Consider the following 26,143-nt stretch of genomic DNA (forward strand, 5'->3'; position numbering starts at 1 on the left):
ATGGCCTCGAAAAAATTGACATCCCTGCGCAATCGCCTGGCCGGATCATTCCAGCGACCTGGGGCCGGCAGGGCAGGTGAACGTCGCAAAACGCTGTTCGAAACGCTCGAACAGCGTTTTTTGCTTTCGGCCGAACTCGTGATTCCGCCGCCGCCGGTTCAGCAGGCCGTGCTCGAAGCGCCCGTGGCGGTCAACGTGCCGGGCCAGATCCAGCTCACGCTGGCGGCGCAGACACCGCCGGCCGATGCGTCCGTGCCGAATCCGGTGCTCGACGCGGGCAGCCAGGCAGTGCCCGCCGCGGGCACCTCCGCAGCGCTGACAGAACTCGTCGCGGCTGCGCCTTTGCCCGGCACTTCCGTGGCGCTCGCGGACTTCGCGGCGTACATGCAGACGCGTCCTGCGGCCACGCAACTGGTCATCGTCGACCCGTCGATCCCGCATGTCGGCACGCTGCTCGACGGCCTGCTGGCCGCGATGCCAGAAGGAAAGGCGAACGAGCCGCAGACCGGCACCGAAGCCGGCACACAGGCCGCAGATGGCACGTCGGCGCAAGCGCCATCGCTCGGCGCCCAGCTGCAGGTGATCCATCGCGGCGACATCGACGTCATCGTGCTCGACGCGCATTTCGACGGCGTCGACCAGATCGGCAACATCCTCAAGTCCTACGACGAACTCGACGCGGTGCAGATCCTGTCGCACGGCAAGAGCGGCACGCTGAGCATCGGCAGCACCGAACTCGACGGCGACGACCTAGACCAGTACCAGGCCAGCATCGGCGCGTGGGGCGATGCGCTGCGTCCGGGCGGCGACATCGTTCTCTACGGCTGCGACGTGGCGGCCGGCAGCTACGGCGTGAACTTCGTGCAGAGCCTTGCGCGCCTCACGGGCGCGGACGTGGCGGCATCGACCGACACCACGGGCAGTGCCGCGCTCGGCGGCAACTGGACGCTGGAATATGCAACCGGGCAGATCGAGGCGACGACCTACAAGCTCGACGTCTATGCCGACACGCTCGACCTGATCAACGGCCAGGACCTGACCAACGACACGCTGGTCAGCACGTCGAACGGCGACGTGATGGACGGCAAGACAGGCGACGACACCTACAAGTTCTCGGACTTCTGGGGCAACGACAGCGTCGCCGACAGCGGCTCGATTCTCGGCAGCGACACACTCGACTTCTCTCTGGTGACGCGCGACCTCACGTTCACGGTCCATGCAAACGGCAGCATCGACGTCGTCGACAGCTTCCTCCCGCTGATCAACAAGGTCAGTGCCACCGGGATCGAGAACCTCATCGGCGGGACCGGCAAGAACACCTTCCTGTTCGAGGGCGATCTGAACGGGAACGTCACCGGCACCGTCGGCGGTATCACGGTGCTCGACTACACCTTGTACCCGGGCGGCAACGCGACGGCCGGCAACGTGACCGTCGACGCCGGCACGCAGAAGATCAACGGTGTCACCGGCTATGCCTATGTCGACAAGATTATCGGTGGCACGCTGGGCACTAACACGATCGTCGGTGCCGACATCGCCAATACCTGGTCCGTCACCGGCGCCGGCAAGGGCTCGCTCAACGAACTCGCTTTCGAAAATTTCGATGTCCTGACCGGCGGTTCGCTGGACGACACCATCGACTACGCCTTCTATGCGACAAGGGTCGATGTCGATCTTGCGGTGGGGACCGCGACCGGCTTCACCCGCATCAGCGGCTTCAACAACATCGTCGGCTCGGCCTTTGCCGACACCCTGACCGGCGACAGCCTGGCGAACCTGCTGACGGGAGGCGCCGGCAACGACGTCATCACCGGTGGTGGTGGCGTCGACACGCTGGTCGAATCGCGCGATGCGGACTTCACGTTGACCGACGTCGAACTGCGTACCGTCGTCGGCACGCGCCCGGCCGAAGTCGACCAGTTGACGGGCATCACGAAGGCCCGTCTGACGGGTGGCGAAGGCAACAACAAGATCGATGCATCGACCGTCACGGCCATCAGCGTGACGCTCGACGGCGGTGAGGGCGACGACACCCTGCTGGGTGGCGCCCTGAACGATCGGCTGATCGGCGGGCTGGGCAACGACGACCTCAGCGGCGGTGGCGGCGACGACACCCTGACCGGCGGCGGCGGCGTGGACCGCATCGCGGGCGGTGCCGGCTTCAACACGTTGATTGAAACAGCCGACGAACGTTTCGTGCTGACCGACACCACACTGGACATGGGCCAGGGCACCAACGCGGTCCAGACCATCACCCGCAGCGGCAACATCACCTCGGGCACCTTCACGCTCGCCTTCAACGGCGAAAGCACCGGCATCATCAACTTCGACGCCTCGGACACGGAAGTCCGCACCGCGTTGATCGGCCTGGCCGGCATCGGCGACACCGATGTGACCGTGGTCGCGACGGCCAGCGGTTGGGCCGTCACTTTCCGCGGCAATCTCGGGGGAATGCCCGTGGGCGCGTTGACCGTGCAGTCGCCACTGCTGGCCGGCGGCGGCAGCCTGAGCGTTGCGCAGTCGACTCTCGGCGTATCGCGGTTGTCGACGCTGTCGGGCATCGGCCTGGCCAGGCTGACCGGCGGCGTCAACGACAACCGGATGGACGCATCCGCATTCACCGGCCGTGTCGAGCTGTACGGCGACCTCGGCAACGACGTGCTCATCGGCGGCGCGGGCGACGACCTGCTCTACGGCGGCGAAGGAGACGACACGCTGACCGGCAATGCCGGCCAGGACATCCTGATCGGCGGAGGCGGAATCGACACGCTCGTCGAAATGCACGATGCCGACATGACGCTGACCAACACCAGTCTGGTGGTCGACGGGCAGACGGAAGACATCTCGGGATTCGAGCGTGCAGTGCTCACGGGCGGTGCGGGGGCCAACACGATCGACGCGTCGGCCTTCACCGGCATCTCGCTCGACACGCCGCTGTACTTCCTGAACAACGGCGCGGGCGTCGGCGTCGGCGACAGCGCGCCCGGACTGCAGATCCGCCTGTCCACCGGTGGCGACCTGATCACCGTGCGATTCGAGTCCGCAGCTACTCTGCAGGACATCTTCGACGCGATCCATGCCGCGAGTGCCAGCCTGACGGCTGCGCTGAACGCCGCGGGCAACGGCATCGTCATCACCGACACGGCCGGCGGGACCGACATCGTGGACGTCACTGCGCTGGGTTCGTCGACCGTGGCCAGCGACCTGGGACTGGTCGGCACCGGCGTCGCCCGGACGAGCACCCGGTTCACGGGGAACTCCCTCGTCGCAGGCTCCGTCACGCTCGACGGCGGTGCCGGCAACGATGTGCTGACCGGCACTTCGGGCAACGACTTCCTGACCGGCGGTACGGGCGCCGACATCGTCCACGGCGGCGCCGGTGTCGACACGCTGATCGAGACGCGCGACAGCGACATGACGCTGACCGACACGTCGCTGGTCGTCGGCAGCGAAGGCACCGACACGCTGAGCGGCATCGAATACGCTGTCCTCACCGGCGGCGTCGGCAACAACAAGCTGAATGCCTCGGCCTTCACGGCCGGCGCGGTGACCTTCCACAGCGGTGGCGGCAAGGACACGCTGAAGGGCGGCAGCGGCGACGACAAGTTCTACGTCGACGTGTCCAACCTGGCGGCCGGCGACAAGGTCGCGATCAACGTCGGCAGCAGCACCGGCGACACGATCTACCTGCTCGGCGCCGGCGCGTTGAACCAGGACGACCTGTCCTGGGTGCAGTTCGATGGCGCGAACACGGCCAAGTTCGTCTTCCAGGGTGTCAAGGGCGAGACGAAGACGCTGGAGGGCGATCTCGTTTCGGGCGGCCTCGACCTGAGCTTCGAATACGAAGCCTTCAACCTCAACGGCAAGACCATCGACACCAGCGCGGCGAAAGCCGGCAGCATCACCATCACGGCCAGGTACATCAACCTCACCGACGGCTCGCTGCTGGCGGTGAGCGCGGGCCCGGGCGCCGATGGCGCCATCACCTTGCTCGCGCAGGATGTCTTCACCGACTTCGCCGGCCAAGGCTTCTACAACCTCGACTTCAACGAAGCGACCATCTCGATCAGCAACACGCGGATCAGCGGCGGTGACGTCACGATCAGGGCGACCGCCGCCGCACAGCGTTTCGAGGTCGACGTGGGCGACTCCTGGTTCGCCAACGAGTTCGATGACGCGCTGCGCAGCGCGATGGGTGCGCTCGACAGCAGCCTCGCGTTCTTTGCGGGCGTCAGCAAGGCCACGTCCATCGCCACGATCGATATCGACAGCCGAAGCGTGATCAATGCGGCCGAGTTCATCGCGCATGCCAGCGCCACGACCGTGGCCACGACCAGTCCGTTCGGCTTCGGCCTGGGTGTCGCCGTCGGCCTGGTCGATACGACCGCCATCGTCAATGTGGCCGGCACGATCAACGCGACCGGCTCGATCACCATCCGTTCGACGGCCGACAGCACGGTCAACGTGGTGGCCAGGACCGACGACATCGCCGGCAACGCCGTCGCGGTCGCCGTGAGCGTGCTGAAGTCGGAATCCACTGCCCATGTCCAGGGCACGGCCAAGCTGACCAGCGGCGCCAACCTGTTCCTGATTGCGGAGACGATCGACAGCAACCGCACCCTCGCCGAGTCGAGCGCGCCGACCGACGGCAAGCGTGCGGCGGCCTTCACCGTCAGCGTGGAGAACGGCACCACCAACGCCTGGCTCGATGGCGCTGCCGATGCCGGCGGCGACCTCAGCGTGGCCGCGAGTTCCCGCAAGGAAGACATCCGCGCAGGCGCGTTCTTCACGCTGGTCCCGAGCGTCGTGGGCGGGGTCAAGGCTGGTGCCGGCATCGGCGTCAAGACGACCGGCAGCGTGCTCCGCGACGCGGAGAAGATCGTCAAGGACAACACGATCGGCCAGGTGGCGGTCGAGAAAAGGGCCGAGCTCAAGGCGAAATTCATCGACTGGGTCAAGAAGAACGACGCCATCAAGAAATTTCTTGAAGATGTCCCCACGGTCGATAAAGACACCGCAGGTGCCATCTCCTTCGCGCTCGACACCAATGATGTCGACGCGCGCATCGGTGATGGCAGCCTGACGGCCGCATTTGCCGATGTCGAAGCCGATGGCAACCTCTCGGTGACCGCGCTCGTCGACAGCCGGCCCGACATCTCGGCCAGTACCGCGGCCAAGAACGAAACGAGCAAGCCGGCGTCGGCCCGAAGCAGCATCAGCTCGGGCACATCCATCGCCATTGCAGTGGGCATCTACAACGACACCGCCAACGCCACCATCAACGGCGATGCGTCCGTCGACGCGATGGGCACGCTGACCGTCAAGGCCGATACGCTCAACCAGATCGATCCGGCGTCCGCCTTCGGCGTGAACCTCGTCACACCCTTCCTGGACAGCAACACGCACGCGACCCACGAGAGCACCGACGGCAAGACGCAGGTGACCAACGGCGACACCGTGGATGTCGCCAGTGGCCACACCGCCGGCGGTGACGTCGGCAGCTGGTACCGGTACATCGGCAGCGTGCCGACCCTGGAGCTCGACCTGGGCACGGTCGACTACAGCAATGCGACGGACTGGGAAGACATGGGCTGGCCTTCCACCAGCGTCGGCAACGCCTTCGTGGCCAACATCACCGGGTACCTGAACGACAACCTGGGCCTGGACGACAACCTGGTCGACTCCTGGGCCAATTCCACCGCCGATGGGCAGACGGATTCCGATGCCGGTTCCATCAGCGTCATGATGCTGAACCACAACGCCTCGGCCACCATCAAGAGCGGTGCGCAGATCAACCAGGACACCCGCGGCGTCAGTGGCACGGACACCTTCCGCAGCGGAGAACAGCGCGTGGTGGTCGATGCGAGCAGCGTGGCGCAGATGATCAGCCTGGTCGGGAATCTGCAGGTTCCCGGCATCGGCCTGGCTGCCAAGGGATGGGCGGTCACGCAGAGCTTCACCGCGCCAGGCGGCGGTGTGTCGCCGGAAGCCGGTGGCAAGGGGGCGGGCGCCAGTGCGGGCGTTTACCTCTTCGACAACAACGTGAACGCCGTCATCGAAGACGGTGTGCGCCTCTATGGCGACAACCTCTCGGTGACCGCGGGCAACGACATGGTGGTCGTGGTGCTGGGCGCATCGGGCAGCTCGGGTGGCGCCAGTGCGAAGAACGGCGCCCTGGTGATGAACCTCGTCGACAACGACACGCTGGCACAGGTCGGCAACCAGGCGGTCGTCACGCTGGGCAGCTTGCCGTTGGGCATGCCGGAGGCGCCGGGGGCGGTCGCCTACATCGCCGCCACCGACCGGTCGTACGTGTTCGCGGTGGCCGGTGCGGTGGCCCTGGCCGACAACAGCGGCGTGGGGCTGTCGAGTGCCACCAACGTCATTCAGCGCGATACGCAGGCCATTCTGGGCGACCTGCCGGGCGACGCCGACAGCGCCGTGCTCGGCTCCTTCACGGCCAACGGCGACGTGGTGATCGACGCCCGCAACAGTGGCTGGGTGGCGGCGCTCGCCGTGTCCGGTGCCAAGGCCTCCAGCAACCCGGCGGCCGACCCGCCCGCGGCCCCGCCGCCTGCGACGGCGCCGACCGCCGACAGCACGGCCGACAGCCAGGCCGAGCCGACGGGGTTGCCGGCAGAGCTTGCAGAAGTGCTCGAGGACAGCACCAAAGTCAATGCCGAGACCACCCAGGCGACCAAGGCGCCCGCCGCGGCCACCGGCGGCACGTCCGTCTCGGGCGCCGTCACCATCAACGCGGTGGTCGACAACACGCGTGCCTCCATCCTCCGCATCGGCGTCTTGAGCGCCGGTGACATCCAGGTCCATGCTGCCGACGACTCAGCCGTCGTGTCGCTCGCCGGCGCGGTGGCCTACACCAAGCCCTCCACCGCGGGCAAGGACGACGACGGCATCGCCGGCGCGTTCGGCTTCAACTTCCTCGGTGGGCACACCGACGCCCTCATCGACGCCATCGGCGCGCTGACCGCGGACAGCGTCGCCATCGAGGCAGCGCGTACCGGCTGGCTGGTCGTGCTGGCCGCAGGGGTCGGCGGCGCGACCGGCAGCAGGGGCACGGCCATCGCCGGCTCGGTGGCGGTCAACCGCACGGCCTACGCGACCAGCGCCCGCTTCGGCCACGTCACGACCGGCGCGGTCGCCGGCCTGGCATCGGTCGATGCGCACGACGACAACCACATCATCAGCGTGGCCGGCGCGGCGGCGTACGGCGGCAAAAGCGGCTACGGCGTCGCGCTCTCGGTCAACCTGATCGACAGCGGCATCTCCGCGCTGGTCGACGGCGCCAACCTCACGAAGAGCGGCGGCTACGCCGTCACCGCGCGCACCGACGCGCAGATCATCACGGTCTCGGCATCGGCGGGCGTGGTCGCCGGCAGCGGCGTGGGCGAAACCGGCGCGAGCGGCACCGTGTCGGTCAACATGATCGACAACACCGTGTCGGCCCGGATCCTGGGCAGCACGTCCGCATCGGGATCGACCGGCCCGCTGACGGTGTCGGCGTCCGACGACTCCGGCATCTATGCACTTTCGGGTGCCTTCGCGAAGGGCCACACCGGCGCCTTCGGCGTCGCTGCCGGCATCAACACCGTCAGCAACAGCACCGTTGCCGCGATCGATGGCTCCACGCTGTATGCATCGGGTGCAGCCAACGTCAGCGCGCGCGAAGAAGCGACCATCATGTCCTTCGCCGTCGGCGGTGCGCTGTCCGACGACACGGTCGGTACCGGATCGATCGGCATCAATGCGATCACCAACGGCATCGACGCGCACATCGTCGACTCGACCGTCGTCACCCATGCCGCCGTCGGCCTGATCGCACAGGACAAGGCCACCATCGTCTCGCTGGCGGGTGCGCTCTTCGGGTCGTCCGGCGGCGCCGGCTTCGGCGCTTCGATCGGCTGGAACCGCGTGAGCGACGGCGTGACGGCGTACATCGACCATTCCACCGTCACCAGCAGCGCAGGCGCTCTCAGCATGCTGGCCGTGTCCGACTCGATGCTCGTCGGCATGGGCGGCGCCGGCGGCGGCACCTCGACCGGCGTCATTGCGGTCACGCTGTCGATCAACTCGATCGCCAACACGATCGATACGCACATCAGTGGCGGTTCCGTCATCACCGCGGCGGGTGACGTGTCGGTCACGGCGAGCGAAGCGGCGGCACTCTATGCGGCGTCGCTGGTGGCGGTCCAGTCCGCCAGCGGCAGTGGCTTCGGCGGATTGTTCTCGTACAACTACGTCGGCGCGGTCGACGACATGTCCGACCCCAACCTGGTGACGGTGCGCGATGCCCCGTCGGCCGCCGATGGCGCCGGTGCGCAGAGCGTGTCCATTGCCGGCGCCGACACGGCCGCGCCGGCCAGCGTCAAGGCGTACATCGACGGCTCCCGGGTCGATGCCGGCGGCAGCGTGCTGGTGCTCGCGGGCTTCGACGACCCGAATGCGTCGCTCGAATCGAACCCGGCGCTGTCCAGCGTCAAGACCATCGATGCGTCGGCGGTCGTCGTCAACACCGATGGCACCGACGGCGCCATCACCTTCGGCGCGGCGCACGGCTTTTCAACCGGCGACGAGGTCGTCTACGACCAGGGCACCGGCACGGCGATCGGCGGGCTCACGGGCGACAACGCGACCCGCTACTACGTCATCAAGGTCGACGCCGACACCCTCCGGCTGGCGTCGAGTTTCGAGAACGCGATGGCCGGACAGGCCATCGCGCTGACGGCGGCCGGTACGGGTACCGGCCGAATCACGCCCGCGGTCGTCCCGCGCACTTTCGATGCGGCGGTCGGCGTGAGCGTCGGTGGCGCTTCCGCCGGCACGATCACCTTCGGCGTGGCGCATGGCTTCGCCACCGGCGATGAGGTCGTCTACGACAAGGTCACCGGCACGGCGATCGCAGGGCTCACGGGCGACGGCACCGTCAGGTACTACGTCATCGCGGTCGACGCGAACAGCATCAAGCTGGCGTCGAGCCTGGCCAACGCCAAGGCCGGTACCGCCATCGCCCTGACGGCGGTCGGCGCCGGCACGGGCACGATCACGCGCACCACCGTGTCGCGCAGCTTCAATGCGGCGAGCGGCGTGACGCTCGCCGCCCCATTGGCCAACACGATCGCCTTCGCGTCCGCGCACGGACTCGATACGGGCGAGGTCTTCGTCTACCGCAAGGGCGCCGCCACCAACCAGGCCATCGGTGGCCTGGTCGACGGCGAGACCTACTACGTGATCAAGGTCGACGCGACGCACATCCGGCTCGCCGCGTCGTATGCCGCGGCAGTCGCCGCCGAACCGACGGAAATCTTCCTCACCTCGGCGGGCAGCGGCACGCAGACGCTGGTCGTGAAGAACAGCAGCATCAACGTGCTGGGTACCGTGGTGCCGCTGGCCTCGTCGGCAGGCGCGCAGATCACGGCTGTCACCGCAGTGGGCACCAGCGCCCAGAAGGCCGCGGGCGCCGGCGCGATCACGCTGAATTTCGTGCGCATGAACGTCAGCGCGGCGATCTCCAACACCGGCACGGGCGAAGTGATCGCGCATGCGGGCGACGTGAAGGTCATGGCGCACGACGTGTCGCAGATCAACTCGGGCACCGGTGCGCTCGCGCTGTCGAAGAGCAATTCGAATGCGGTCAATGCCTCGGTGGGCGTCAACGACATCCGCAACAACGTGACAGCCCAGATCGCCGGCGCCAAGGTCAGTGCCTCGCTCGGCGAAGTGGTCGTCAGCGCGGAGGAGTCCGCACGCATCATCAATGCGGTGATCGGCGGCTCGGCCTCCGGCGGCAACACCCTCGGCGGTTCGATCGCGGTCAACCTGGTGTCGAACAACGTCGCCGCCGTCATCCAGTCCGCGGCGGTTGGCGGCGTGACTTCTGCCGCGCATGTCTACGCGCAGGAAGACGTCTCGGTGACCGCGAAGGACACGGCCTCCATCGCGACGCTCGCGGGCAATGTCGGCGCATCGTTCGGCGGCAAGTACGCCGCGGGCTTCGCCTTTGCCGTCAACAACGTGCAGGACACGGTCGGTGCGTTGATCGACAACGCCACGGTCAAGGCCGGTGGCGACATCCGGGTCGAGGCGAGCTTCGCCGAGCCCACGTCGCTGCCGACCGGGCTGGACGTGCAGATCGCCGCCATGGCCGTCAGCGGCAGCGGTGCCGCCACGGGAGCCGGTGCGGGCTCCGTGGCGCTGAACTGGGTGCGCAACAGCGTGACCGCGCGGATCGCCAACATCGGCGACCTGCTCAGCGGCGCCAATGCGGCCGACGAGATCTCGGCCGGCGGCCGCCTGCGCGTGCTGGCGTCCGACAGTTCCAGCATCGACGCGCTGGCGGGCGCGGTCGCCATCGCGGGCATCGGCGCCGCCGGCTCGTCCGGCGCCATCGGCGCATCGGTCGCCTACAACTACCTGGGCGGCGAACCCAACGACCCGACCAGCACCCGGAACAACCTGGTGCGCGCGTCGATCGAGAAGGTGACCGGCCAGATCAGCACGGGTTCGCTCGAAGTCGGCGCGACCTACGCGGGCGAGATCGGCAACATCACGGTCGCCGGCGCAGCGGCTGGAACCTTCGCCCTGGGCGGTGCGGTGTCGGTCAACCGCATCCGCAATACGAGCGAAGCCTTCGTCTCCGGCGTGAGCGCGCTGACGACGCGCGGCACGGCAGCCGACAACGTGTCCATCCACGCCGCCGACGCATCGAAGATCAGCGTGCTGGCCGGCGGTATCGGCGTGGCCATTGCCAAGGGCAGCGGCATGGGCGTGGCCGCGGGTGTGTCGGCTGCCTCCAACGTGATCGAGAACAACGTGACGGCGTACCTCGACAACAGCAAGCTGACGTCCGCGGGCGGCATCCGGCTGAGCGCAACGGAGCAGGCCGCCATCGATGCATTGACGATCGGCGTGGCGGTCGGCGCCAGCACGGGCGGTGGCCTGGCCGGTTCGGGTGCGGGCGCGGGTTCGGGCAACACGGTCAAGAACACCATCTCCAGCTACATCAGCGGCAGCCTCTCGGCCAACGGCAAGGGCGTGTTCGCCAATGGCGGCGCGCTGACCATCACGGCAACCGACCATGCGGCCATCCGCGCGGGCGCCGGCGCAGCGGCGCTGGCGGTCTCGGTCGGCGGCGGCGGCACCGGGGCCTCCGTCGGCATCTCGATGGCGTTCAACGACATCCGTGACACGGCGCAAGCCTATGTCGACAGCGCGACTGTCGGCGCAGCGGGCGACGTCGTGCTGACCGCGACCGAGTCGTCGACCATCGATGCGCTGACGATCGGCGGCGCGGTCGGCGTGTCCGGCGGCGGCGGTGCCGGCCTGGGTGTCGGCCTGGCCGGCGCCTTGTCGTTCAACACGGTCAAGAACAACGCGCTGGCGTCCGTGCGCAACGGCAGCAGCGTCACCACCAGCGCCAGCGGCGCGGTGCGCCTGCTGGCTTCGGACAGTTCCCACATCACGGCCAATGCGGGTGGCGTGGGCATCGGCATTTCCTTCGGTGCCGGTGGCGGTTCAAGCGCGTCGCTGGGTGTGGCCGCGGCCGACAACAACATCGAGAACAACGTCCAGGCCTACGTCGACGACTCGTTCGTCTCGGCGGCCGGCAAGATCCTGTTGTCCGCGACGCAGACTTCGGAGATCGATGCGCTCAGCGTGGGCGGTGCGGTTTCAGGATCGGCGGGCGGCGCGGGCGCCGTGGCCGGTGCGATCGCCGGCGCGGGTTCGGGCAATGCCATCAAGACGACGGTGGCGGCGTACGTCAACAACAGCCTGGGTACGAACAAGGGGCTGCGTGCCGCCGGCGACATCACGCTGGAGGCCAGGGACGAGGCATCGATCGTCGCCAATGCAGGCGGCGTGGGCGCTGCGCTCGGGCTTGGAAGCGGCGGCGCCGTTGCCGTGTCGGCGGGCGTTTCCGCATCGAACAACACCATCGCCTCCACGGTCGATGCCTATGTCGACAAGTCGACGGTCAAGGCGACCAACGGGAACATCGCGCTGACGGCAGCCGAGACGGCCAGCATCACGGCGCTCGCGATCGGCGGTGCCATCTCGGCCGCTGGCGGCGGCAGCGGCGGGTTGGGCGGCGCACTGGCCGGTGCCGACTCGCGCAACATCATCACGAACAAGGCACGCGCGCGCATCCTGAACGGCGCGTCGGTCGAGACCGCTCTCGGCGGCGCGATCAACCTGACGGCCAGCGACGCATCCACGGTGACGGCCAACGGCGGTGGCGTCGGGGTTGCGGTGGCGGTCGCCGGTGCGGGCGGCGTGGGCGTTTCGCTGGGCGTGGCCGTGGCGAAGAACAAGATCGGCAACCTCGTCGAGGCGAGCATCGACAGTTCGACGGCCAAGGCCGCCGGTACGGTGTCGTTGTCGGCGACGGAGAGCTCGGTGATCCAGGCACTATCGATCGGCGGCGCCGTCGCGGTGGGTGCCGGCGCCACGTCGGGCGTCGCGGTCGCCGGGGCGGGCGCGGGCTCCGACAACGACATCGACGACACGGTGTCGGCGTTCATCAGCAACAGCAACGGCGCCAACGCGGTGACTTCGGTCGGCGCGATGAGCCTCCACGCCAGCGACAGTTCGGCCATCACCGCCAACGGCGGCGGCGTGGGCGTGGCGGTCGGGCTCGGCGGGTTGACCGGCACAGCCGTGACGCTCGGCATCTCGGCTGCGACCAACGACATCCACAACACGGTCCAGGCCTATGTCGACAAGTCGGTCGTCAACGCGACGGCCGGCGACATCGGCCTCGGCGCGACGTCCAGCGCAACCGTCAAGGCCCTGTCGATCGGTGGCGCGGCGGCGGTCGCGGGCGGCGGCATCACGGGCGCCGCCATCGCCGGAGCGGGTGCGGGCTCGGGCAACACGATCGGCAACACGGTCACGGCCGCGATCCGCAACGGCAGCACCGTCAAGACGCTGACCAGCGGCAGCGTGTCGTTGTCGGCCAGCGATGCCTCCAGCATCACGGCGGACGGCGGCGGCAGCAGCCTGGCGGTCGGCCTGGGCACGACCGGCGTCGGCGTGGCGGTGGGCGTGGCTGTGGCGAGGAACACGATCGCCAACACCGTCACGGCCTTCGTCGATGCGTCGAACGTGGTGTCGGCGGGCAGCGTGAGCCTGAGTGCGAACGAGAGTGCGTCCATCAAGTCCTTCAGCGTGGGCGGTGCCGTCGCGGTGGGTGGGGGGGCCGTCGGGGTGGGCGCCGCGGGCGCGGGTGCCGAATCGAAGAACACGATCGCCAACACGGTCAAGGCCTACGTCAATGCCAGCGCGGCGGCCGACACGAAGGGCGTGACGGCCAGCGGCGCCATCACGCTGTCGGCGACCGACATCGCCACCGTGATCGCCAACGCCGGCGGCATTGCGGCTGCGGTCGGCGCGGGCGCGGTCGGCGTGGCCGGCGCAGTGGGCGCAGCGGTGGCGACCAACACCATCACCAACACCGTGCAGGCCTATGTCCAGGCATCGACCGTCAAGGCGACCGGCGGCGACGTGTCGCTGAGCGCGGCCGAAACCTCGTCGATCGACGCCATCTCGGTCGGTGGCGCCATCGCGATCGGCGGCGGCGCGGCAGCGGCTGCGGCCGCAGGCGCCGGTGGCACGGCGTCGAGCACCATCCACAACACGGTCGAGGCGTTCATCAGCCAGAACGCGAACGTGAGCACGGCAACCAGCGGTGGCATCCTGCTGACGGCGACGGACACGGCCACGATCCATGCCGACACCATCGCCGCGGCGCTGGCGTTCGCGGGCGGCGGCTATTCGGACGCGGTCACCATCGGCGTGGCGCTCGCGGACAACCATATCGCCGACACGGTACGGGCCTACGTCGAGAACGCGAGCGTCACGTCGGCAGGTGCGCTGACGTTGACGGCGCACGCCACGCCGACCATCCAGGCCCTGTCGGTCGCCGCATCGGCGTCGATCGCCACGGGCATCGGCGTGAGCCTCGCGGGCGCGGGCGCCACCTCGTCCGACGCCATCGGCAACACGGTTGCGGCTTTCATCGACAGCCAGAGCAGCGCCAGCGCGGTCGGCGACATGCAATTGAGCGCGACCGAAGACGCGGCCGTGACCGCCGAGGTCGTCGCCACCAGCCTGGCCGCCGGCATCGGCAGCGCGGCCATCGGCACCAGCACCGCGACGGCGGACATCGACAGCACGGTCAGCGCCTATGTCGACGGCACGGTCACCGGCGCGACGAACCTGCTGATCCTGGCCAACGCGAGCGACCGTTCCACGGCAACGAGCGCGGCTGCGGCGGGCGGCATCCTCGCAGGCAGCGGGGCGGTCGCGACCGTGTCCGTGTCGCCCACCGTTTCGGCCTACACGGGCGGCAAGGCGATCACGACACAGAACAGCGTCACCGTGTCGGCCACCGCGGCGCCGCGCGCGGAAGCCTTCGCCATCGGCGTGGCCGCCGGTGCCCTGGCGGTCGGCGTGTCGAACGCCGTCGCCACCACGATACCGAAGGTCGACGCCCATGTGGGCGGCACCATCAAGACCGGCGCGTTGTCCGTCATGGCCGAGCAGGTCGTGCCGACGGTGGTGGTCAACGGGTCCAACGAGGCCACCACCTCGGCCCATGCCAGCGCCATCGGCTCGGCCGGCGCGCTGATCGGCGTGGCGTCGACCTCGGCGACGGCCAGCAACGGCCTTCCCGGTTCGAACCCGCAGTCGCAGGCGAGCGTGACCGCCTTCATCGCGAAAGACGCCACGCTGGCGATTCGCGGGGCCACCACGGTCGTCGCGGTCGCGAACTCGTGGCAGTCGGCCGAAGCCGGCAGCATTTCCGCCGGGAACCTGTTGTCGGTGGGCATCGCGGCGTCGAAGGCGCAGTCCGATACCGTGACGTCGGCCTATCTGGGCGACGGCGTGAAGCTCACCGGCGCAAGCCTGACGATCACGGCGCTCGGCCACGACAACAACAACGCGAAGACCCTGGCCGGTGGTGTCAGCACGCTGGTGTCGGGCGTCGCCGCCTCGGCGGACACCACCAACCTCAGCGAAACCCGCGCCACCATCGGCACCGGCGTCGTCGGCCGCGACATCGTGCTGGGCACTAACAACGTGCTGCCGATCCTGCTGGCCAGCGCCAAGGCCGACCACGACACCGACCAGGGCTCGGTGAACGTGACCAATGGCCAGACGGTCGACGTCCTGTCGGGCCACATCGGCAACGGCGACGTGGGAACGCGCTACACCTACATCGGTGCGAGCGGCAGCATCGACCTGGCGACCGCCAACTTCACCGACGCGACCCGATGGACCGCGATCGGCATCGTCGACGGCACCGGCAAGCTCAGCATCACCGCCGACCACGTTGCCGAGTTCAACGCGACGGAAACCACCGTCACCGGCGGTGCGCTGGCGGGTGCCGGCGCGACCATCGATCACGACGTGGATGCCAAGGTCACGGCGGGCCTGGGCGCCAACGCCCAGGTCTACGCGAAGGACGTGTCCATCCTGGCCACCAGCCACGTGCTGAAGGCCGAGCAGTCCGCCGCCAACATCCGTGGCGTGACCGGAGGCCTGGTCTCGGCGGCCGGTGCCGTCAGCACGGTGACGATCAAGCTCGACACCGCGGTCGACATCGGTGCCGGCGCATTGCTGCAGGTGCTCGGCTATGCCGTGACGGCGGGCGACCTGCACCTGGCCGCACTCAATGACATCACGGCCTACGACAAGGTCACGCTGGCCACCGGCGGTGCGCTGGCGGGCGCGGGGGCCTTGTCGACCATCCGCACCGACGGCGTGTCCGCGCACGTGGACATCGGCAGCGGCGCCACGCTGAAGACCGTCGGCGCCATCGACATCACGGCGCGTGGCATGGGCAATGTCTCGGCCGCCGTCGATGCCGAAACCTACGGCGCCGCGACGGTCGCGGTGGCGAAATCGGTGGTCGACATCTCCGTCGACAACGCGGTCGATATCGGCGCCAACGCGCTGCTGCAGGCGGATGCGAACCTGAACATCTCGTCGGGCACCAGCATCACCTTCGACCGCGATGCCTACACGCTCAGCGCACGCACCGACACCTTTGCCGGCAGCGCGATTCCGCTCGACTTCGTCGACTCGACCGCGACCCTGTACCAGCACAACACGATCGACGTGGCGGCGGGCGCGCAACTGCGCACCGCGCGCGACGTCAACCTGCATGCCGAGAACCTCGGCTATGCCGACATGACCAGCCGCGCCAAGGCGGTGAACTGGGCGTCGGCGATCGCCGATGCGATCAACGGCACGGAGTCCTTCGGCGGATCGCTGCACAGCAGTGCGGACGGCATCGTCACGATCGACGGCACGATCACGACCGGCATCGCCCGGCAACAGACCCTGACGCTCGACTGGACGGCAGGCGACACGGATGGCGACGGCCTGGCCGACAGTGCGGGCGTGTTCAGCGCCGCGCCCGTCGCGACCGACGCGACCGTGATCACCTGGCGCCTCGCGAACGAGCAGTTGTCGACCGAGCTCGACAAGGAACTGAGCAACGCGCAGACCCAGTTGCTGGCTTACGGCGGCTCGGGCAACCAGACGCTGATCGACTACTACACGGCCGAGGTCGCCCGGCTGAAGGAAGCTCTCAAGGCGGAAGGACTGCTCGGCACGCGCGTCGACTATCTGGGCCAGACCCAGACCTTCGCCACGCAGAAGTACGTGCCGACGATCTACGTCGACCCGATCTGGGCCGAGGCCGGCGTGATCGACATCCGCGCGGACGTGCTCGCGGGCACCGGCAAGCTCGACACGCCGGGCGACGTCTCGGTCACCATCATCAACAACACGCCGGCCTATCTCAAGCTGATGGGCATCACGATCCCCGAGAGCAACGGCGGGCTGTACCTGAACGGCGTGGAGGTCACGACCAACGCCGAGATCGCGCTGCAGAACCTGCTCGTGGGCGGCGCCGCCTCGACGTCGGTCGGCTTCTCGGAGATCACCCAGGTCTCCACCGGCAAGGCGCCGACGATCACGGTGATCAACACCTTCGATCCGGGCAAGGTCGCCATGGACTCGGTCATCGACCCGTCGTCGGGCAAGCCCATCGCGCTGAGCCCCTACAACTCGCCCGACATCACCGTGGCCGGCGCCATCACCAATCTCGGCGGCGTCCTGTCGCTGACGATCCAGGGCGGTAGCGGCGACATCCTGATCGATGCCCAGGTCCGCGCCAAGAACATGGCGATCGTCACCGGCGGCAACGTCTATGTCGACGGCGTCACGGCCTACTCCGTGGGCGGCGAAGCCTATTCGACCTGGAAGACCGTCACCAACCTGCTCAACACCATCGATCCCGCGACCGGCCTGCCCGTGAAGGGCAACGCCGCCACGACGGCGGTGACGAATGCCGTCAACGCCGCCGCGGCCGCCGGCCCGACCGGAACCCTGTACGGCGACCGCATCCACATCACCGCGGAGACCCTGAACGTCAACGGCATCATCCAGAGCGGCAAGGACAGCTACACGCTGAACATCACCGACGCGACGCGGATCGAGATCCAGCGGATCGCCAGCGGCACGACCGGGCTGGTGCGGCTGGCGTCCGCGTCGAACGACGACTTCGACGTGTACTGGGACGTCGCCAACCAGCGCATCCAGATCGACGAAGTGCGCGCCAGCGGCGGCTACATCGAACTCGACGCGCACGTCACCAACACGGGCACGGGCCAGATCAAGCTGCTGGGCGGCTACGCGGATGTTTCCATCGTCAACGCGACCAGCTATGCGATCGTCATCCAGCGCATCGACACGTCCGAGCGCGGCACGGGCGAGCTGGTGATCGTCGATCGGTCGAAGGCCGTCACCAACGCCGCCGGGCAGACGGTCCAGGCTTTCACCGTCACGACCTACCAGAAGGCGGGCGACGACGTCACCGTCACGGTGGACCGCGGAGGCTCGAACATCACGTCGTCCCTGGTCGGCAACAACTCGGTCTACGACGTGGCCGCCGGCCAGCGCTACGGCTGGTCGATCGCGCAGGAGACGGCCGAGCGCTACATGGCGACCTACGGCGTCAGCTCCTGGCTGGGCATCGACGACCTGGCCAAGGACCCGGGCGATATCAAGTGGACGACCCACGAACTGATCGGGGTTCCGACACTGGTCGGCGATGCCGCGTACTACTACACGACCAAGGCCGGCGACGCCGACAACGGCAAGGCCTTCACCTACGACTTCGAGAAGGTCGTCGACAGCACCGCGGCGGTCAAGCAGACCGACCAGCACACGACGAGCACCTGGTACGGCAAGGAAACGCAGTGGACGACCTTCGTCCAGGAAACCAAGAACTCCTACATCAGCACCTTCTCGATCGCGGCCGACCATGACATCGCCATCAACTTCATCGGCGGCAACAGCAGCAACGTGACCGTCAATTCGGTCGGCGCGATCCTGCTGAACGGCGCCATATCGAACGCGTCGGGCACCACCACGCTGATCTCGAAGGACCGCATCGACCAGCTCACGGACAGCGCGTACGTGGGCGGCCAGACGATCGTCCTGAGCGCCGTGAACGGCATCGGCGCGACCTCGCTGGGCGGCACGGATGGCGTGGCAGGGCTGAACACCGATCTTTCGGCCACGCCGACCTACGACTTCACCACCGCTTCGCAGTTGACCGCGGTCGCGAAGGGCGCGAGCGTGAAGCTGGCCGTCAACTACGGCAGCGGCGGGACTGCGGGCAAGGTCTACGAATACATCGGCAACGATGCGTCGTTCAACCTGTCGACGCAGAACTACGCCGACACGTCCAGATGGCAACTGTCCGGCGCAACGAGCGGCGACTACGTCGCCGGCAACGGCACCAACATCGTGGTGGGCCAGCGCGTGCTGCTGGCGGACAGCTACACCGGCGGCGGCGAAGCGGGCCAGGTCTACAGGTACACCGGCTCGGCGGCCAAGCTCGATCTCGCGACGCAGAACTACGCCGACACCAGCAAGTGGCTCAAGGTCGAATCGCTGCCGTCGCTCACGGCCACCACGACCAATGGCCAGGTGGTGATCGACGAAGTGACCGGCGATCTCGCCGTGGCCAACGTCAGGGCGGGCGCGGGCCAGGCCGTGACGCTGACGGCCCAGGGTTCCATCGTGGCGGCCAAGGCCACCGCGGCGACCTGGACCGCGGGCAGCATCGGTTCGGCCACGCAGCGCGGCGGATCGGTCACGCTCAATGCGCTCAACGGCAGCATCGGCATCGCCGGCCACGCGCTCACGCTCTATTCGGGCAGCACCAATGCCGACAGCGTGATCGCGCTGGCCGCACAGAGCATCTACCTGAGCGAAGGCATCTATGCGGGTGCGCTCGCCACGACCGGCCGCGACGACATGCGGGTCGAGAAGATCGAGTCGCGCTCGGTCACCGGCAGCGTGCAGATCACCGTCACCAACGGGTCGCTGGTCGACGGCAACAAGGTGCAGGAAGTGGACGAGCGCGCGCGCGAAGATCTGCTGACCGGCGTCTGGACCGACCTGCAGCTCACGGCCGAGACCGGCGCCAATGCCAAGGTCGACGAGGCCGTGCTCGCCTACCAGATGGCCCGGCAGCAGGAGTACCTGACTTATTGGACGTACCGCAACCAGCAGCCCGACCCTGCCGTCTATGACGCGGGCTTCCAGGTCAAGTTGACGGCCGAGCAGAAGAGCTACTACACCGACGTGCTGCACTACGACACCGCCGGGATCACCACGCTCGAGAACCGGATCACGGCCGAGTACCACGCGCTGAACGCGCGCTACGGCGCCGTGGGCAACACCTACCTGGCCAGCTACACGTTCGACGTCACCAGCGGTGTCGGATTGAGCGAGGTGAACCAGATCAAGGCCGGCATCAAGATCTGGACGGCCGAGGAGCTACTCAACACCATGAGCGCCGGACTGCTCAAGCCCGCCGCCAACACGCAGCTCGACATCGAAGCGCCGAACATCATCGGCCACGACGTGACGCTGACCACGGCACAGGGCAATGTCGGCACCAATGCCGGTCCGCTGATCATCGACCTGACCAACCGGCCGCAGCCGCTGGTGCTGACGGACGCCGAGAAGCTCGCCTTCGCCGCCGCCGACCGCATCGACGTGACCTATCGGATCGGCAGTCCGGTGACCGGCGTGGTCGACTTCAACGACAACGACAACGGCACCACGGGCAACGACACCATCGTGCGGACCGGCGCGAGCTGGTCGGCGGCGGGTCTGGCGGCCGGCATGCACATCCAGATCAGCGGCAACAGCGTCAACGCGACCGACAAGGGCGTGTCGCTGCAGATCAAGCGCATCGACGACATCGTCGTCAATGGCGTCCTGACCAGCACCATCACGCTGACCTCCGGCGCGAAACTGCAGGCCGAGGCCGGCCGCACCGTGACCATCACGCCGATCGCGCTGAATCCGGAGCGCTCCGACGTGGTCGCCGCGAGCGTCGACTTCGCCACGGTCAATGGCGTCTCGACCATCACCCGCCAGGACGGCGGCGACTGGCTGGCCGACGGCTTCGTGGCAGGCGGACTCTTCCAGGTCAGCGGCAACACGGGCAACGCGAACGCCAGCGGCAGCTATTACACGATCACCGGCGTCACCGAACAAACGCTCACCCTGACCCTGGCGGCGGGCAGCGCGCTGGTCGCCGAGGTCGGTGTGGAGGCCGTGTTCACGCCGCAGGTCATCGATCCGGCGCTGCTGCGCCCGGCGATCACCTCCATCGCCATCGAGCAGCGCGACGACATCAACGTCGACGCGACCGGCCGCGTCCAGGTCAGCGCCAAGGGCACGATCTACCTCGGGTCGGGCCAGTTGCAGGAGGCGATGCACATCGACCGGGTGACCAGCACCTCGGGCGCCGAAGTGCGCATCAAGAGCAAGTTCGGGCTGGTCAACGACGCCTCGACGGCGGGCGCGGCCAACGTCGCCGGCGGCGACCTGATCCTGGAAGCGGGGCAGGGCAGCATCGGCAGCGCGACCCAGGCCTTCCTGGTCGACCTGACGGCCACCGGCACGCTCACGGCGCGCTCGTACGGCGACATGTACATCACCGAGCTTGCCGGCGACATGAATCTCGAAGGCGCGTTGTCCGTCACGGGCGTCGTGCACCTGGAGGCCCGCGCCGGCTCGATCCTCGACGCCCTGGCCAGCGACACGGCCAAGATCGCGGCCCGCCGCATCGAACTCAAGGCCAGCGGCGAGATCGGTGCCAGCGGCAACGCGCTCGAAACCGACCTGAGCGCGCAGGGCACGGTCCAGGCGACGGCCGACGGCAGCATCTACCTGCGTGAAATGCAGGGCGACCTGAACATCGACGTGGTCCTGTCGACCCGGGGCGACGTCCAGCTGGTGGCCAACGGCTCGATCGTCAATGCCGAGACCGACGGCCTCGGCCATGCGCTGCCGATGCGCACCAACGTCATCGGCCGCAGCATCGTGCTGACCGCGCAGAACGGTGGCATCGGGCGTTCCGGCAGCGGCATCGAGATCGACAGCGGCTTCTCCGGTACCGGCGGCACGCTGACCACGGCCAGCATGCGGGACACCTTCATCAACGAAGCGCTGGGCGACCTGCTGATCAACCAGATCGGCACCGGCGCCGGTGCCGTCGTCGGCACCACGTACACCGCCTTCATCTCCGCGGGCGCGGGCGCCATCCTGAACGGCCGCAACGACGGGGCCAGCAACGTGTCGTCCGGCCGCGTCAAGCTGTTCGCCACCCGGGACATCGGCGCCGCGGGCAAGCACCTGAACACGGTGATCGGCACGCTCGAAGGCATGTCGACCACCGGCAGCATCTGGATCGACAACACCGGCGCGATGTCGCTCGACCGGCTCGAAGGCGCGGCCAGCACGGCGAGCGCGGCCATCTCGTCGGCCGGCTCGGTCTCGATATCGGCGGCCAGCCCGATCAGCATCGGCGCAGACGTCGTCGGTGCGGACGGCGTGCGCATCACCGCGCACGACAAGTTCGGCGATGGCGACGGCGTGACCATCGTCACCGGGGTCACGGTCCAGAGCACGCAGTCCTTCGTGCACATCCAGGCGGGCGACGACGTCACGATCGAGGCCGGTGCGCATGTGATCGCCAAGACCGAGATCACCATCGAGGGCGACTACCAGGGCGACGAAGACGGCAACGCCGCACCGGCGGGCCAGCTCAACGTGGATGCCCAGGGCAGCACGATCGCCATCGCGGGCACGCTGACGGCCGGTACGCGCATCGTCATCTCGGGCGAAGCGCAGGCCGACACCATCGCGCTGAGCGGCAGCTTGACGGCGGTCCAGGCGATCGACATTCGCGGCCTGGGCGGCGACGACGTGATCCGCGTCTGGGGCACGGTCAGCGCGGCGCAGTTCAATCTGTACGGCGGCGACGGCGACGACAGCATCGCGCTCAATCCGGACAGCGCCGTGCCCGGCTTCAATGCCGCCCACGACCTCGTGCTGAAGGCGAACACGGCGATCCTCGGCGGCGCCGGTGACGACCAGATCCGCGTGAGCCACCTGGCCGCGATGACGACATGGCAGGCCGGCGTGCGCGACCAGATCACGATCGACGGCCAGGGCGGCACCGACCTCTTCACGGTCGACGTGCGCGGTGCCTCCGACTACGTCGTCAACATCGACGACAGCGGCGCGCCGGACGACGGAGCCGATCAGCTGACCATCAACGGGACGGCCGGCGACGACACCTTCCTGCTGCGCGCCAACTTCGTCGCGTCGATGAACGCGGACGCGGCGGGCACCGGCTACACCGACAAGGTCGAGCGCATCAACTACGACGAGGCCGTCAACGGCCGGCTGCTGGTCAACGGCCTGGATGGCGACGACGCGTTCTACGTCGACGACAACGCGACGCTGACCACGCTCGACGGTGGCAAGGGCGAGGACTATTTCCAGTTCGGCCAGATGTTCGGCGCAGCGCGCGGCGTTCCGTACGTCGCGCCCGGCGACGAGGTCGCCACCGTGAAGACGACGCTGGGCTACCTGTCGCGCGGCATCAGCTTCGCCACCACGGTGTTCGGCGGCGACGGCGACGACCAGTTCACCGTCTACAGCAACAAGGCGCCGCTGAAGCTCTTCGGCGAGAACGGCAACGACCAGTTCGTGGTGCGCGCCTTCGTGCAGGAAGGCTCCGGCCTGTCGATCGCCGACATGCAGCTCAGCGGCGGCGATGGCGACGACCACATCGAATACAACATCAACGCGCCGGTCAGCATCGACGGCGGCGCGGGCGTGGACACCGTGGTCGTGGTGGGCACCGAGGCGGCCGACAACTTCGTCATCACCGACCGCGGCGTGCAGGGCGCGGGCCTGAACGTGGACCTCTCCGGCGTCGAGCGCCTCGAGGTCGACGGCCTGGAAGGCGATGACCATTTCTTCGTGCTGAGCACCGCCGCGTCGATGGTCACGACCATCATCGGCGGCCTGGGCAACGACACGGTCGACGTCGGCGGCGACGTGTCGAAGACCATCGTGTCGGCCGACGTGGAAGGCACCAGCGGCTTCATCAACCACAGCGTGTCGAGCGCGGACCCGGCCTACGACGGCATCTATGCGGAGGGCATCAAGCTCGACGTGGTGACCGACGCGGTCGGCGCCATCGGCATCCGCCAGCAGACGGCCGGCGAGATGCTGCTGCTCGAAAACGGCACCGCCGGCAGTGACACGAGCTGGTACACGGTGGCCATGAACAAGGTGCCGCTGCCCGCCGACACGGCGCTGGTCTACATGACGGTGTCCGCCACGCAGGCGAGCAGCCAGGACGCGGCGCTGGGCGGCGCCAGCATCGAGGTTTCGCTGGACGGCATCCACTTCAGCCAGGCGCTCGTGCTGACTTTCGACCCGACGGCCAGCACCGGCGCCAACGCCTGGGGCCGCAGCCAGAAGATCTACGTGCGCGCCGTCGGCGACGCCGCGGTCGAAGGCGAACGGGTCGCGATGGTGAGCCATTCGGTCCAGAGCGCCAACGCGGCCTACGACCACCTCGCACTGGCCAACGTGCAGGTCCGCGTGATCGACGACGACCAGGCCGGCCTGGTCATCCGCCAGACGGCCGGCGCGACGGTGGCCGTCGAAGGCGATGCCGTGGGCGACAGCTACGGCATCTCGCTGACCCAGGCGCCGAAGCCGGGCGAGATCGTCACGGTGCACCTGGGCTTCGACCTGACCCAGCTGCAGATCGCGTCGCTCGACCCGGCACTGGCCGCGCGCCTGGACGTGCAGGCCGGCACGCTGACCTTCGACAGCGGCAACTGGCAGAGCGTGTTCGACATCCGCGTGACCGCGGTGGACGACGCGGTGCCCGAGAACCGCACCGACGTCGTCGTCACCCACACCGTGACCAGCGTGGACGGCGGCAACGGCTGCGCCTATGCGGCGGTGCAGCCGCAGGACCTGACGGTCGATGTGCGCGACAACGACATCGGCGGCGTGGTGATCACGCAGTCCGAAGGCAGCACCGTGGTCTCGGCGACCAGCGACGAGTCGTACACGATCGCGCTGACCAAGCCACCGACGGCGCCGGTGGTGATCAAGCTCCTGCCGGACGGCAAGACGCTGCTGACCAGCTACGACGGCGACCCGCGCTTCTCGCTCGATGCCAACGGCGTCGCGACCGTGACCTTCGGTGTCGCCGACTGGGCCACGCCCTTCAAGGTCAAGGTGTCGCTCAACCCGAACGCCGGCACCGACGTCGGCACCGTGCCCGTGCAGGTCTATCCGCAGCAGGCGCACGTGGTGGCATCGGTCAAGGGCTCGCTCTTCGTCGAAGGCAGCACTGTCGAAGGCCGCGACCGGTCGCTGCGGCAGGCGGTCATGCTGCCGACGGAGTCCGACACCGACCTGCCGGTCCTCCAGTTGCAGAACGCCGAGAGCAGCAACACCGACACGCTGAACATCTTCAACGACGGCAGCGTCGACGCCGACACCGGCACGCTCGGTGCCGCGACGCAGGCCTCCGGCATCGCGGCGCTGGTCGGCATCGACGTAGCGGACGTGAACCTGGCCGATTACGGCAACCTGAGCGGCCTGAACATGGGCACCGGCATCGCGCTGAACTTCGGCACGGCCGGCACGCCCGACGTGCGGCGATTCGACGGCGGCATCACCTTCCACGGCTTCGAGGTCGTGGACGTGCTGCTGGGCCAGGGCAACGACACCTTCACCGTGTCGCACACGGTGGCAGGCGCCGTGACGGTGGTGCAGGGCGGTGGTGGCGACGACCATCTGACGGTCGTCGATGGCGCCGGCGGCAACGCGCCGCTGGTGCTGTTCGGCGACACCAGCCAGGACGGCAGCTTCTACGACGCCACCGTCACGGCCCTGACCGGCAATGGACGCACGTTCAGCAACTTCGGCAACGACGTCATCGATGCGCGCGGCGCGGGTGGCGGCGTGACGATCTACGGCGGCCAGGGCAACGACACGATCCACGGCAGCGAGTTCGCCGACCAGATCGCCGGCGGGTCGGGCGACGACACGATCTACGGCATGGGCGGCGACGACCATCTGTATGGCGACAGCGGCTTCAACATCGACCTGTCGAAGCGCTACGACATCGCCTCGCCCGACATGCTGACGGTGGTCAACGCCGCCAGCGCCGGCGACACGCTGGCCACGCGCGATGGCCTGGCCGTGGGCAAGGACACGATCGACGGCGGCGATGGCGACGACATCGTGATCGGCGACCACGGCGTGATCACCCAGATCGCCGGCACGCACCGGCTGGTCGACAGCGGCAAGGTCGTGCAGGTGGCGAGCTTCGGCGATGCGGCCGGCGGCAACGACACCCTGCTCGACCTGTCGGGCAGCAACATCGTCATCGGCGGCCTGGGTGCGGACAAGATCACCCTGGGCGGCGCATCCGCCATCGTGGTCGGCGACAACGGAAAGGTCGTCTTCAGCGCGGACGCCGTCCGTCTGGTGTCGATCGAGACGGTCGATTACGACGCGCTCCTGGGCGCGGGCGACACCATCGCGAGCACGGCGGCACGCAACATCCTGTTCGGTGGCGTGGGCGGCGACAGCATCACGACCAGCGGCGGCAGCACCGACACGGTGTTCGGCGACAACGGGAAGATCGTCTTCGGCGCCACCGGCCTCGCGTCGCTGCTGCGCACGACCGACACGAAGGAAG

The 26,143-nt window shown here is 68.4% G+C and carries 1 protein-coding gene (only partly in view); it reads left to right on the top strand.

All coding sequences use genetic code 11. The features are described 5' to 3' along the window. A protein-coding gene (locus AC07PZ_RS29440) for a DUF4347 domain-containing protein (protein ID WP_495298727.1) crosses the window boundary here: on the top strand, positions 1 to 26,143 show its 5' portion. It continues 3,584 nt past the right edge of the window; only the first 26,143 of its 29,727 coding nucleotides appear in the window; it begins with the start codon at positions 1 to 3; the stop codon falls past the right edge of the window.

It is taken from the genome of Variovorax sp. GW821-FHT10B04, assembly GCF_059415645.1.